The sequence below is a fragment of the Enterobacter cloacae complex sp. 677-3DZ2D5B genome (assembly GCF_004136695.1).
Lineage (GTDB): Bacteria > Pseudomonadota > Gammaproteobacteria > Enterobacterales > Enterobacteriaceae > Enterobacter > Enterobacter hormaechei_C.
Map to the genome: position 1 here is coordinate 260,861 of NZ_QFLS01000005.1, position 13,051 is coordinate 273,911.

General features: G+C 55.9%; 13 protein-coding genes. 1 reads left to right on the forward strand and 12 read right to left on the reverse strand.

Features of this window, described 5'->3' with window-relative positions:
• Window positions 1-61: 61 nt before the first annotated feature.
• The 12 genes from hisJ to pdxB form a co-directional block, all read right to left on the reverse strand.
• Window positions 62-844, reverse strand: a complete 783-nt coding sequence (hisJ, locus tag DD597_RS08425) for a histidine ABC transporter substrate-binding protein HisJ (RefSeq protein WP_023295090.1) — start codon at window positions 842-844, stop codon at window positions 62-64.
• A gap of 226 nt (window positions 845-1,070) precedes the next feature.
• Window positions 1,071-1,853 carry a lysine/arginine/ornithine ABC transporter substrate-binding protein ArgT gene (gene argT / locus DD597_RS08430; protein ID WP_072139481.1) on the reverse strand — a complete coding sequence of 261 codons (783 nt, stop codon included), beginning with the start codon at window positions 1,851-1,853 and terminating at the stop codon, window positions 1,071-1,073.
• A 290-nt stretch (window positions 1,854-2,143) separates the two neighbouring features.
• Window positions 2,144-2,713 (reverse strand): UbiX family flavin prenyltransferase, encoded by a 570-nt coding sequence (locus DD597_RS08435; protein ID WP_023314587.1) that lies wholly within the window; start codon window positions 2,711-2,713, stop codon window positions 2,144-2,146.
• Window positions 2,714-2,802: 89 nt separating this feature from the next.
• Entirely contained in the window at window positions 2,803-4,320 is a 1,518-nt protein-coding gene (purF, locus tag DD597_RS08440; RefSeq protein WP_008502595.1) for an amidophosphoribosyltransferase, read from the reverse strand.
• Between the two features lie 33 nt (window positions 4,321-4,353).
• Window positions 4,354-4,842 carry a colicin V production protein gene (gene cvpA / locus DD597_RS08445; protein ID WP_000262116.1) on the reverse strand — a complete coding sequence of 163 codons (489 nt, stop codon included), beginning with the start codon at window positions 4,840-4,842 and terminating at the stop codon, window positions 4,354-4,356.
• 253 nt (window positions 4,843-5,095) lie between these two features.
• Complete coding sequence (gene dedD, locus DD597_RS08450) at window positions 5,096-5,782, reverse strand: cell division protein DedD (protein WP_003861412.1); 687 nt, start codon at window positions 5,780-5,782, stop codon at window positions 5,096-5,098.
• A complete protein-coding gene (gene folC, locus DD597_RS08455) occupies window positions 5,772-7,040 on the reverse strand; it encodes a bifunctional tetrahydrofolate synthase/dihydrofolate synthase (protein ID WP_129256086.1) in 1,269 nt (422 codons plus the stop codon). The genes dedD and folC overlap by 11 nt, the downstream gene beginning before the upstream one ends.
• A 70-nt stretch (window positions 7,041-7,110) precedes the next feature.
• Window positions 7,111-8,016, reverse strand: a complete 906-nt coding sequence (accD, locus tag DD597_RS08460; protein ID WP_003861408.1) for an acetyl-CoA carboxylase, carboxyltransferase subunit beta — start codon at window positions 8,014-8,016, stop codon at window positions 7,111-7,113.
• Window positions 8,017-8,170: 154 nt separating this feature from the next.
• Window positions 8,171-8,830, reverse strand: coding sequence for a DedA family protein (locus tag DD597_RS08465; protein WP_003861406.1), 660 nt, complete (start codon window positions 8,828-8,830; stop codon window positions 8,171-8,173).
• A 28-nt stretch (window positions 8,831-8,858) separates the two neighbouring features.
• Window positions 8,859-9,671: a tRNA pseudouridine(38-40) synthase TruA gene (gene truA, locus DD597_RS08470; RefSeq protein ID WP_001286071.1), complete on the reverse strand. Its 813-nt coding sequence runs from the start codon at window positions 9,669-9,671 to the stop codon at window positions 8,859-8,861.
• Window positions 9,671-10,684 carry an aspartate-semialdehyde dehydrogenase gene (locus tag DD597_RS08475; protein ID WP_032659656.1) on the reverse strand — a complete coding sequence of 338 codons (1,014 nt, stop codon included), beginning with the start codon at window positions 10,682-10,684 and terminating at the stop codon, window positions 9,671-9,673. The genes truA and DD597_RS08475 overlap by 1 nt, the downstream gene beginning before the upstream one ends.
• Before the next feature lie 66 nt (window positions 10,685-10,750).
• Entirely contained in the window at window positions 10,751-11,887 is a 1,137-nt protein-coding gene (gene pdxB / locus DD597_RS08480; protein ID WP_003861401.1) for a 4-phosphoerythronate dehydrogenase PdxB, read from the reverse strand.
• Window positions 11,888-11,998: 111 nt separating this feature from the next.
• Here pdxB and flk point away from each other — a divergent pair, with 111 nt between their 5' ends.
• Window positions 11,999-13,003, forward strand: a complete 1,005-nt coding sequence (gene flk, locus DD597_RS08485; protein ID WP_032659659.1) for a flagella biosynthesis regulator Flk — start codon at window positions 11,999-12,001, stop codon at window positions 13,001-13,003.
• The last annotated feature ends 48 nt before the right edge of the window (window positions 13,004-13,051 follow it).

The window sequence follows — 13,051 nt, forward strand, 5'->3', positions numbered from 1 at the left end:
GTGGAACCGTGTCTTTTCCCCTCCCGGAACGGGAGGGGCCGCACGTTATCAGACGGGGCGATTAGCCGCCGTAAACATTAAAATCGAAGTACTTTTTCGCCAGCTTGTCATAGGTGCCGTCCGCGCGCATCTCGGCGAACGCTTTGTTCAGGGCTTCACGCAGTTCGTTGTCTTCTTTACGCAGGCCCATACCGGTGCCAACGCCAAAGAGTTTTTCGTCCTTAATGGACGGACCGCCGAACTTGTAATCTTTACCCACAGGCTGTTTCAGGAAGCCTTCGCTTGCCGCCACTTCATCCTGGAATGCTGCATCAATGCGGCCTGCCGTCAGGTCTGCGTAGATGTTTTCCTGACCCTGGTAAGAAACAATTTCAATCCCCTTTGGCGCCCAGTGCTCGTTGCCGTAGGTTTCCTGCGTAGTACCCTGCAACACGCCCACGCGTTTGCCTTTCAGAGATTCAAGGGTTGGCTGAATGTCAGAGGATTTCGCCACCACCAGACGTGAGTCCGCCGCGTAGAGTTTGTCCGTGAAGGCAATCTCCTGCTGACGTTTTTCAGTGATGGACAGGGAGGACATGATCACGTCAATTTTCTTCGCTTTCAGGGACGGGATCAGCGCATCCAGCGGGTTTTCAACGTAGGTACATTGCACTTTAATGCGTTTGCACAGCTCGTTAGCCAGATCGATGTCAAAACCGACCAGTTCTCCCTTCGCATTCTTCGATTCGAAAGGTGCATAGGTTGGGTCAGTTCCAATACGAATTTTCTGCGGAATTGCTGCGAATGCCGCGGTGGCGCTGGAAAAAGCCAGTACCAGAGAAAGTGACAACACCAGTTTTTTCATATCTGTCCTCAACAAACTGTCTTAATACGAGATTTTTACGACGACGGGGTGTTGCTAATGTGCCATTAATCCCCTCATTCAGGCAAAGATTAATGCCTTTGAACGGGAATTTTTGCATTATAAATGCTTAACTATGCACACAGCGATCCAGCATGGTGCATGCGTTGCACCATACTGGAACACAACCCCACAGAGATGCACCACTTCAGTGCATCTCATTCAGGCATTAATCACCGTAGACGTTGAAATCGAAGTATTTCTTCGCCAGTTTGTCGTAGGTACCGTCTTTACGCAGCTCATTAAACGCTTTGTCGAAGGCGGCTTTCAGCTCGGTATCATCCTTACGCAGGCCAATACCGGTACCGTCGCCAAAGTATTTTTTGTCTTTTACCGACGGGCCGGCAAAGGCGTACTCTTTACCCGCAGGCTGTTTCAGGAAGCCTTCGCTCGCGGCGACTTCATCCTGAAACGCGGCATCCAGACGGCCTGCCGCCAGGTCAGAGTAGATCAGATCCTGGTTCTGGTAAGCCACCACATCGACGCCCTTCTCGCGCCAGTTTGCATTGGCGAAACCTTCCTGGGTCGAGCCCTGAAGCACGCCAACATGTTTGCCTTTCAGCGAGTCGATGGTCGGCTGGATTGGCGAGCCTTTCGCGGCAATCAGACGTGAGTCGGCAGCGTAGAGCTTCTCAGAGAAGGCAATCTCCTGCTGACGTTTTTCCGTGATGGAGAGAGAAGAGATAATGGCATCAATTTTCTTGGCTTTCAGCGACGGGATCAGCGCGTCAAAGTCACTGCCCACCCATGTGCATTTCACTTCCAGGCGTTTGCACATCTCATTTCCCAGATCGATATCAAACCCCACGAAGTCGCCTTTCGCATCCTTGGAGGAGAATGGCGCGTAGGTTGCGTCTGTACCGATACGAACTGTCTGTGGAAGCGCTGCATAGCTACTTGCTGCCGCACTCAAGCCCACGAGCAAAGACAGAGCCAGAACCGTCTTCTTCATACATTTACCCTCAAGAACCGTGATTTTATTATGGTTTATGTTGTGTGTTGTGTTGCAGGCTGCTCTTGCAGGTCTTATGCCACATTGTCGTCGGGATAAAACTACGACGTTAAATATGTTAATAAAACGTTGCGATACTGCCTTAATGGTGAAAGATAGCAGGTCTGCCGAACGAACCGGAAAGAGAAAAAAGGAAAAAGCGAATTAAATGTCGAGGATATGATCGCGGTTGCAGTTTTGCCCTGAAACAGGGCAAATTGTCTTTCCATGCACCTTGTTTGTGCACAGCTTCACGCCCCCTGCCAGCGGGTAAAGAGATCTTCCGGCAGGTCGATATCGAACTGATCCAGCACGCGGTTAACGGTCTGGTTGATGACATCGTCCAGCGTTTGCGGACGATGATAGAACGCGGGGACCGGCGGCATAATCACGGCCCCCAGTTCGGCTGCCTGCGTCATTAAACGCAGATGTCCCAGGTGCAGCGGCGTTTCCCGCACGCAGAGCACCAGAGGACGACGCTCTTTCAGCACCACATCCGCTGCACGCGTCACCAGCGTGTCGGTATAGCTGTTTACAATGCCGGAAAGGGTTTTAATCGAACAGGGCAAAATAACCATGCCGGCCGTTTTAAACGAGCCCGAAGAGATGCTGGCGGCGATATCGCGGGCATCGTGGACAACGTCAGACAGGGCCTGAACGTCGCGCAGAGAGAGATCGGTTTCAAGAGAGAGGGTCTGACGCGCCGCCTGGCTCATCACCAGATGGGTTTCTACGCCTGCAACGTCACGCAGCACCTGTAACAGCCGGACGCCATAAATCGCGCCGCTGGCACCGCTGATCCCTACAATGAGTCGTTTCATGATTTTCGCCCTTGCTGATTTCAGGGCAGACTGTGCAGGATTTTACTGGGAGTTGCAAGTGAGGGCGAGCGCCCTCACCTGCATACGCATCAACCTTCGTTGTGCATCTCTAAGCTTTCGAGATCGTTTTGCAGCTGGACGGCTTTCGCATCGTCGTTACGCAGAGAATCCAGATAGTCGAGATACTGCTGGTCAACGTCTTTCGTCACGTAGATCCCATTGAATACCGAGCATTCGAACTGCTGAATATCCGGGTTCTCGGCGCGCACCGCGTCGATCAGATCGTTCAGATCCTGGAAAATCAGACCGTCGGCACCGATGATCTGCCGGATTTCGTCTACTTCACGACCGTGAGCAATCAGCTCGTTAGCGGTTGGCATATCAATGCCATACACGTTCGGGAAGCGAATTTCCGGCGCTGCGGAGGCAAGATACACTTTCTTCGCCCCGGCCTCACGCGCCATCTCGATGATCTGCTCAGACGTCGTGCCGCGCACAATGGAGTCGTCCACCAGCAGCACGTTCTTGTCGCGGAACTCGGCGCGGTTAGCGTTCAGCTTACGACGTACTGACTTACGACGCAGCTGCTGGCCCGGCATGATAAAGGTGCGGCCCACGTAGCGGTTTTTCACGAAGCCCTGACGGTACGGCTTGTCCAGAATACGGGCAATCTCCAGCGCGATATCACAGGAGGTTTCAGGGATTGGGATGACGACGTCGATGTCGAGATCGTCCCACTCGCGGGCAATCTTCTCGCCCAGCTTCGTCCCCATATTGACGCGCGCGCTGTAAACGGAAATCTTGTCGATGAACGAGTCCGGACGCGCGAAGTAAACGTATTCGAACAGGCACGGGTTGCTCACCGGATTGTCGGCGCACTGACGGGTAAACAGCTGGCCCTTCTCAGTGATGTAGACCGCTTCGCCTGGCGCGACATCACGCAGGAATTCGAAGCCCAGAGTATCCAGCGCCACGCTTTCGGAGGCAACCATGTACTCGGAACGGCCATCGCCGAGATCACGTTTGCCGAGCACCAGCGGGCGAATGCCATTTGGATCGCGGAAGGCCACCATGCCGTGACCGATGATCATCGCCACGCAAGCATACGCGCCACGGATCTGGCGATTAGTCGCGGCAACGGCAGCAAAAATGTTGTCTGCTTCCAGCGGATAATGGCGGAAGTTATCCAGCTCGCTGGCAAAGATATTGAGCAGGATTTCAGAATCAGAGGTGGTGTTAATGTGGCGACGTTTCTCTTCAAACAGCTTTTTACGCAGCTCGTGGGCATTGGTCAGATTGCCATTGTGGGCAAGCGTGATGCCATACGGGGAGTTAACGTAAAAAGGCTGAGCCTCAGAGGCGCTGGAACTGCCAGCAGTAGGATAACGAACGTGACCGATCCCCATATTACCTTGCAGACGCTGCATATGGCGGGCTTCAAATACATCGTTTACCAGGCCGTTCGCCTTGCGTAAACGGAAGCAGTTGTTTGCATCAATGGTGATGATACCCGCAGCATCCTGCCCACGGTGCTGAAGCACCGTTAACGCGTCATAAATCGACTGGTTTACCGGCATGAAACCGGCGATACCGACAATACCGCACATTCGTCTTTTCCTCGTTAAGCCACATCTCAGGGTTTATGCCCTGGGCAAGAAACTCGACGAGCTTTGCAGATAGTCAAAGAACCATCTGATGATGAAGCTGAACTCCGGAATGAGCTGCGATTTTTGCCAGTCTTCACTTTTGGAGAACCCGGTAAAGGTATCCAGGAAGAACAGGATCGCGGCCACAATGAGCACGCCTCGCAACGCGCCGAAACAGATGCCGAGCACCCTGTCCGTTCCTGACAGACCGGTTTTCTCGACCAGCTGACCTATCACGTAATTGACGATAGCGCCGACAATCAGCGTCGCGATAAACAGCACCGCGATGGCGATTCCGTTTCGGACCAGTTCATCTTCAAAGCCCGTGAACCAGACAGACAGGTAAGTGTAGTAATGACTGGCAACAAAGAAAGCACAACCCCAGGTTACCAGCGATAACGCTTCACGAACAAAGCCACGGATCAGGCTAACCAGACAGGAAAAACCAATCACCGCAATGATGGCGTAATCAATCCAGACCATATGTGTCCCACGATTTAACGCCCTGTCATCCAGTTCGGGGCGAATTCTAACAGAAAAAGAAAACGTTTGCGTAGGGATTTCCTTCCCACGCGTAAATAAAAAAGGCGCTGAAAAAATGCTCAACGCCCCGCACCTTTGACGTTTCTGTGAACGTCTGCCTCCCCCTCACCTCGGCCCTCTCCCTCAAGGGAGAGGGAGTAAACCGACCCCTCGCCCCTTTGGGGAGAGGGCCAGGGTGAGGGGATAATTTCTATCAGTTGGCGCTGTAGTTCATCACCACACCGCTCAGGCCGGAGATTTGCTTCAGCTCGCCAAGCGAACCTTTGAGCTTATCTTTCGACGCATCCGGCCCCACGAGGATACGCGTAATTTTACCCTGTACCGGCGTGGTGGGTGAAGTATAAACACGGTATCCCGCGCCGCGCAGTTTACTCACGATCTCATTGACCTTATCTGCATTTTTCAACGCACCGAGCTGAACGACATAGGCTTTGCCGGTAGGGGCCGCGTCCTGTTTTGCCTGCGGTGGCGTTTCTGAAGCGGCTGCCAGTTGCTCGGCCGCTTTATCCCGCTGCGGTTTCGGCTGCGGCTTCTCCACCGGTTTCGGCTTCTCAACAGGCTTAGGCTGTTCTACCGGCACCGGATCAATCTCGATGTTATTGTTCGTCGCCAGGCGCGAGGGATCGAGCGACGGCGCGGCTGCATCACCTGCGCGCACCTCTTCCGCTGCGCCTTCTGGCGGCTGGGCAGGCAGCGCCTGCGTTGCCGCTGGCAACATATCGGGCTCGTCGCGATCGCCCGGTTTGGGTACCAGCGGAATGGCCGCAAATTCATCCTGGTAATGCTTTTTCTGCCCGTCGAGCAATCCCGGGAGAATAATCACCCCGAGCGCGACCAGCACAATGGTTCCTGTTAAACGGTTCTGAAACTTACTCGCCACCGGTTCTCCCCGCGTCCATCACTTCCATGACATGTGCCACCGTGTGGAATGACCCACACACCAGCACGGTATCTTCTGGTTTAGCCTCCGCCATCGCGGCACGCCAGGCCGAAACCACACTGCTGTAGATTTCGCCTTTGCCGAGATGTTCCATCAACTGCTCAGCAGTCGCGCCGCGCGGCCCTTCCAGAGGAGCACAATACCAGCTATCGACCACACTCTCCATGCAGGCCAGCGTGCCGCCGATATCTTTATCATGAAGCATACCGATAACCGCCAGCACGCGCCCGGTTTTTGGTAACGATTTGAGACGTCCTGCGAGGTACGCCGCCGCATGCGGGTTATGTGCAACATCCAGAATCAGACGCGGTGACTCACTCACAATCTGAAAACGTCCTGGTAACAGTGCGTTCTGAATGCCATCGCGGATTGCCTGCTCGCTTACCGCTAATCCGCTGGCGCGCAGGGCTGCCAGCGCAGTCGCCGCGTTAGGCTGTGGCACCTGCGGCAGGGGCAGACTCTCCAGCACGCCCTGCGCATCGCTGAAGCGCCAGCCGTTGTCCTGCACCTCATACTGCCAGTCCACGCCGCGACGCAGCAGACGAGCGCCCTTCTCTTTCGCTACCTCAGCGATGGTATGTGGCATGTCCGGTTCGCCTACCACGGCAGGCTTATTGGCCCGGAAAATACCGGCCTTCTCACGGCCAATGCTCTCGCGGTCCGGGCCCAGCCAGTCGGTGTGATCCAGCGCGATGCTGGTGACGACGGCGACATCCGCATCCACCATATTGGTGGCATCCAGACGCCCGCCCAGCCCCACTTCCAGGATCACCACGTCCAGCTGCGCCTGCTTAAACAGCCACAGCGCCGACAGGGTGCCATATTCGAAATAGGTTAATGAGGTTTCGCCGCGCGCCGCTTCGATAGCGGCAAACGACGCCGTATGGGCCGATTCCGCCAGCTCGGTGTTTTGCACCCGCACGCGCTCGGTATAGCGCACCAGATGCGGCGAGCTGTAAACGCCAACTTTGTACCCCGCCGCCATCAGGACAGATTCCAGCGTGCGGCAGGTGGTGCCTTTACCGTTAGTGCCGGCGACGGTAAACACGAAAGGCGCGGGTTCCAGCACGTCAAGACGCGCGGCAACCTGGCTTACGCGCTCAAGGCCCATGTCGATAGTTTTACTGTGCAGGTTTTCCAGATAAGAAAGCCACGCGGCCAGGGGCGACGTGGCTTGAGGAATGCTTTTATTTTCCATGATGCCCGGTTGTCATTAACGGTTTAGAAAGCAAAAGGGCAGCGCCATTCGGCCCTGCCCTTTTCAGTTATCAGGCCTCGGGTTCCTGATCCGGTACCACCACGCCTTCGCGCGGCTCGTCCGGGTTCGGCGCCGGCAGATTCATCAGCTTCGCCAGAATGCTGGCCAGTTTCAGGCGCATTTCCGGACGGCGGACGATCATATCGATAGCGCCTTTCTCAATGAGGAACTCACTGCGCTGGAAGCCCGGCGGCAGTTTCTCACGTACGGTCTGCTCGATAACGCGAGGACCGGCAAAGCCGATCAGCGCTTTTGGCTCCGCGATGTTCAGGTCGCCCAGCATGGCGAAGCTTGCAGAAACGCCGCCCATGGTTGGGTCGGTCAGTACCGAAATGTACGGCAGACCGCGCTCCTGCATTTTCGCCAGCGCCGCAGAGGTTTTCGCCATCTGCATCAGGGACATCAGCGCTTCCTGCATACGTGCGCCACCGGAGGCGGAGAAGCAGATCAGCGGGCAGTTGTCTTCCAGCGCCTGCTCAACGGCACGCACGAAACGCGCGCCGACCACGGAGCCCATTGAGCCGCCCATAAAGGAGAACTCAAACGCGGCGGCAACCACCGGCATTTCATGCAGGGTGCCCTTCATGACGATTAGCGCGTCTTTCTCGCCGGTCTCTTTCTGCGCAGAGGCCAGACGATCTTTGTATTTTTTGGAGTCGCGGAACTTGAGCACATCTTTTGGCTCCAGTTCGCTGCCCAGTTCTACCAGAGAACCTTCGTCCAGCAGGCTATGCAGGCGGTTGCGCGCCGACATACGCATGTGGTGGTCACACTTCGGACACACCTCAAGATTGCGTTCCAGCTCTGCGCGATACAGAACCTGGCCGCAGCTATCACACTTCGTCCATACCCCTTCAGGAATGCTCGCTTTACGCGTTGGGGTAATGTTGCTTTTAATTCGTTCAATCCAGCTCATTGATAACCTTTCTGCCTGAACCTGGTCGTATGCCAGTTTTGCTGTAAGAGGCGAATAATGCCATTTTTGCCTCCAACAGACCATGAATGTTGCACATTAAAACATAACAGCCCGAAACTTTGGATAAAAAAGTGGTCGAACCGCCAGCGTGCATTTACTTCGCTTGCTTTGCCGCCGCGCGTTTGTGACGGATAATTTCGATGACGCCAGGCAGTACGGAAAGCACAATAATCGCTACAATCAGTAACTTAAGGTTTTCCTGAACCACCGGCAGATCGCCAAACAGGTAGCCCGCATAGGTAAACAGCAGTACCCACAGCAGTGCGCCCACCACGTTATACATTGCAAAATGACGATAGGACATGTGACCCATTCCCGCCACAAACGGTGCAAATGTACGCACAATAGGCACAAAACGGGCAAGGATAATGGTCTTACCGCCATGGCGCTCATAGAACGCATGGGTCTTATCTAAATAACTGCGGCGGAAAATCTTCGAGTCCGGATTACTGAACAACCGCTCGCCAAATACCCGCCCGATGGTGTAGTTGACCGCATCACCAACAATCGCGGCGATGATCATCAGGACGACCATCAGATGGACATTCAGGTCATTCGTTGGCAGTGCGGATAACGCGCCCGCCACGAACAGCAGTGAATCTCCCGGCAGGAACGGCGTAACCACAAGGCCGGTTTCACAGAACAGAATGAGGAACAGAATGGCGTAAACCCAGACGCCGTACTGCGCGACCAGCTCCGCCAGGTGAACATCAATATGCAGGATGAAATCAATCAGAAAACGTATTACGTCCATATTGTCTAAGCCCTAATTGCACCTTTGTTTAGTCCGCTAAAAACAGCGGGCCCATTGGCGGTTTTGGCAGGTCGAACCGGTCCGGATAATCCACCGAAACCAGATACAGCCCTTCCGCTTTCGCCGTTGCTGCCGCAAGCGTTCTGTCCTTCGCTGCAAGCAGTTCTGCAATCCAGCTCTCCGGCTGGTGTCCGGCGCCCACTTCCATCAGGCTGCCCACAATATTCCGCACCATATGATGTACAAAGGCATTGGCTTTGATATCCACCACCACATACGCGCCATACCGACTGACGTTAATGTGCATGACGTTACGCCACGGCGTACGGGACTGACACTGCACCGCACGAAACGACGTAAAATCATTCTCTCCAATCAGACACTGCGCCGCACGCTGCATACGTTCTGCATCCAGCGGTTCATAAAAATGCGTCACGCCCTGGCTTAACACCGCCGGGCGCAGGCGCTGGTTATAGATGACATAACGGTAGCGCCGCGCCGTCGCGCTGAAACGCGCGTGAAAATCATCCGGCACAGCTTTCACCCAACGCACGGCAATGTCACCAGGCAAATTCGCATTTACACCCAGCGTCCAGGCCGCGTCTTTGCGCACGGCGGTGGTGTCAAAATGCACCACCTGCCCCGTGCCGTGAACGCCGGCATCGGTGCGGCCCGCGCAGAAGACGCTTATCGGTTCATTCGCTACCTGAGAGAGCGCTTTCTCCAGCTTCTCCTGGACGCTGCGCACCTCATTCTGCCGCTGCCAGCCATAGTATTTACTGCCATCGTATTCAATTCCGAGGGCAATTCTGTGGACCGGCTTTTGTTCCACATCTGACATCAGTACAGATACTCCTGCACCAGTTTTTCCGCGATTTTGACCGCCATCAGCGCGCCGCCGAAACGCACGTTGTCGGCAACAGACCAGAACTGCACCTGCTCAGGCATACCGTAATCGTTACGCACACAGCCCACAGAGAGATGCGCGCTGCCGGTGGCGTCGCCCACCTGCGTCGGGAATTCGCTCTCTTCGGACAGGACAATGTCCTCTCCGCGGCCAAACGCGTCGCGGGCTTCTTCAGCCGCCAGCGGACGCAGGGCTTCAAACCCGACCATCTGCGCGTGGCCGTAAAAGACCGGAGACTGCACGACATTCGCGGAGATCATCAGCCCGTCATCCTGCAAAATTTTGCGTGCTTCATCGACGATACGACGCTCTTCCCGCACCGAACCTTCACGATCCGGCAGTAGCGGCAGCATGTTGAACGCCAGCTGGCGGCCAAAGAAATCATCTTCGTCGATCGGGATACCGTTCAGCAGCTTCGCGCTCTGCCCTGCCAGTGCGTCTACGGCTTTTTTGCCGTTAGCGGAGGCTGACAGCAGGCTGGTCACGGAAATACGCGACAGGCCACCGTCGTCGATCAGCGGCTTCAGCGCGGTCAGCAGCTGGCTGGTGAGGCTGTTCGGTACTGCAATGATGTTGCGGTTGCGGTAGTCAGCCAGCACAAACGGGTTGACGTCCGGCACCACCAGCGGCACATCCGGCTCCAGGGAGAACAGGCCGCTCAGGTCGATCACCAGACAGCCTGAATTTGTCGCTTCTTCAATGTAAGACGCCGTGGCTTGCGCACCTGCGGCAAAAAACGCCAGCTGAGCCTGCGTCCAGTCAAACGCGGCGGCGTCCTGCACCATCAAGGATTTCCCGCCGAAACGCAGATGTTCTCCTGCGCTGTCGGTACGCGCCAGTGCGTAAATCTCACCCACCGGGAACTGACGCTCAGCAAGGGTTTCAAGCAGGGCTTCGCCCACGGCGCCAGTGGCACCCAAAATGGCAATGTTCCAGCCTTCAGACATGGTGGTTTACTCCAGAAATAAAAAGCGTCCCTGCCGGAGCATCCGACAGGGAGCATTAAGAAGACATTAACGTGCCGGGTGGTGAACGGCGTTAAATCCCAGTTTATGCAGCAGCCCCGCCGCTGACGCGTCATCGCACATGACATACAGGGAAGACCACTCGCGGCGCTCAAGGTAATTTTTGCGTAGCTTGTCAAACTCACCCGGAATACCCGCCACTTTACGCAGCAGCGCGTCATCGCGGCGCACATCATACACCAAATGCACCAGTCTTTTCAGCGTTGCCTCATCCAGCAGGCCATGAAGGGTAATGCGGCCAAATTCCGGGGCGGGCAGCAGCGTATCCAGCGCCACCTGCTGCGGATGGCCGATAAAGGCGCTGTAAGCCTCAAACACCTGGGTTGTGCCACGCGCTTTGCCTTCAAGGGTATAACCCGCGATATGTGCGGTACCTACGTCTACCTTATCCAGCAAGGCGACGTTGAGATCCGGCTCTGGCTCCCAGACGTCCAGCACGACGCTAAGCTCTTGTTCTTCGTCGAGACATGCCAGCAGCGCCGCGTTATCCACCACCGGTCCCCGGCAGGCATTTATCAGAATAGTGCCAGCCTTCAGACGGCGGATCAGCTTTTCGTCGGCCAGGTGCAGGGTCTTATACGGCCCCTCTTTAAAGAGCGGCGTATGGAAGGTGATGACGTCGCACTCGTCGACCAGCTCATCCAGTGTGCGGAAGTCGCCTTCATCACCGTTATCCTTACGCGGCGGATCGCACAGCAGGGTGCGGATTCCCCAGGCTTCCAGACGCTTTTGCAGACGTCCGCCCACGTTGCCCACACCCACAATCCCGACGGTGCGATCTTTCAGCGTAAAACCATCGCGCTCGGCCAGCATCAATAGCGAGGAGAAAACATATTCCACGACGGCAATGGCGTTACAGCCTGGCGCCGCGGAAAAACCAATCCCCGCTTGCTTAAGCCACTGGTCATCCACATGATCGGTCCCGGCCGTTGCCGTCCCGACAAATTTAACCCCTTTGCCGGTGAGCAGCGCCTCATTTACTTTAGTCACCGAGCGCACCATCAGGGCGTCTGCATCGTCCAGTTCGCTGACCGGAATCGGGCGACCAGGGACAGCCTTAACCTCACCCAGGCGGCTGAACAGCTCACGGGCGTAAGGCATATTTTCATCAACGAGGATTTTCACGTCTGAGTACCTGTTTGAGAGGAAGTAAACCTGCCAAGTGTGCCATAATCTCGCCGCCGGGCATATATCTCCGCCCGGTTACGCAGAGTTTGACTTTAAGGATTTTTGACGATGCAGCCCATTTCAGGTACGCCTCCGCGCCCTCCGGGTGAAGGCCCCGTAACGCCCAACACGCCAGGCGAACAACCGCTCTCCACGCAGCAACGCACCGTACTGGAGCGTCTGATCACGCGTCTTATTGCGTTGACCTCACAGCAAAACGCAGAGGTGTGGGCCGGCGTGAAGCACGATTTGGGCGTCAGAAACGATGCGCCGCTACAGTCGCGCCATTTCCCTGCCGCCGAACAAAACCTGAACCAGCGTCTTACCAGCGCACAGCAGCAACATACCACCCGCCAGATTATCTCGCAGCTGACCGAGCTGTTGGGCCAGGGGAATAATCGCCAGGCGGTGAGTGATTTTATCCGTCAACAGTACGGTCATACCGCCCTGAGCCAGCTTTCGCCGGAACAGCTGAAAACCGTGTTGACCCTGCTGCAAAGCAATCAGCTTTCTATCCCGCAGCCGCAACAGCGCCCGTCTACAGAACGGCCATTGCAGCCTGCGGAGCATAATACGCTCAAGCAGATGGTCACTAAGCTGGCTGCCGCAACCGGCGAACCAACAAAGCTTATCTGGCAATCCATGCTGGAACTTTCCGGTGTGAAAGCGGGCGAGATGATCCCGGCAAAACAGTTTACCCATCTGGTCACCTGGCTCCAGGCGCGTCAGACGCTCAGCACCCAGAGCGCCCCGACCCTGCACAGCGTACAGGCGGCGCTGAAACAACCGCTGGAACCGCACGAGTTCGATACGATCCGGGATTACGCTCAGCAGAGCTGGCAGGCTACGCCGCAAACGGTGCTGACCACCGCCCAGGTGCAGGATGTGCTCAATCAGATCTTCGTTCGCCGCGCCGAGCGGGAAGGCGGCGTGCCGGAGGTAAGAAACATTCAGCCGATCTACAGCCCGCTGTTTGCCCCCGTAGTTGATACGTTCAAAACGCTTTCTGCCCGTCCGGGATTGATGTTGATCGCGTTGGTGATTGCGCTGGCGATTTTCTGGCTGGTTGCGTGAGGATTTGCCCGGTGGCGCTTCGCTTACCGGGTCTTCAACGGCTCGAAC

Bases quoted from the DNA above. Each gene is read 5' to 3' on its own strand.
- hisJ (WP_023295090.1), bottom strand. From the start codon at position 844: ATGAAAAAACTGGTGTTGTCACTTTCTCTGGTACTGGCTTTTTCCAGC.
- argT (WP_072139481.1), bottom strand. From the start codon at position 1,853: ATGAAGAAGACGGTTCTGGCTCTGTCTTTGCTCGTGGGCTTGAGTGCG.
- DD597_RS08435 (WP_023314587.1), bottom strand. From the start codon at position 2,713: ATGAAACGACTCATTGTAGGGATCAGCGGTGCCAGCGGCGCGATTTAT.
- purF (WP_008502595.1), bottom strand. From the start codon at position 4,320: ATGTGCGGTATTGTCGGTATCGCCGGTTTCATGCCGGTAAACCAGTCG.
- cvpA (WP_000262116.1), bottom strand. From the start codon at position 4,842: ATGGTCTGGATTGATTACGCCATCATTGCGGTGATTGGTTTTTCCTGT.
- folC (WP_129256086.1), bottom strand. From the start codon at position 7,040: ATGGAAAATAAAAGCATTCCTCAAGCCACGTCGCCCCTGGCCGCGTGG.
- accD (WP_003861408.1), bottom strand. From the start codon at position 8,016: ATGAGCTGGATTGAACGAATTAAAAGCAACATTACCCCAACGCGTAAA.
- DD597_RS08465 (WP_003861406.1), bottom strand. From the start codon at position 8,830: ATGGACGTAATACGTTTTCTGATTGATTTCATCCTGCATATTGATGTT.
- truA (WP_001286071.1), bottom strand. From the start codon at position 9,671: ATGTCAGATGTGGAACAAAAGCCGGTCCACAGAATTGCCCTCGGAATT.
- DD597_RS08475 (WP_032659656.1), bottom strand. From the start codon at position 10,684: ATGTCTGAAGGCTGGAACATTGCCATTTTGGGTGCCACTGGCGCCGTG.
- flk (WP_032659659.1), top strand. From the start codon at position 11,999: ATGCAGCCCATTTCAGGTACGCCTCCGCGCCCTCCGGGTGAAGGCCCC.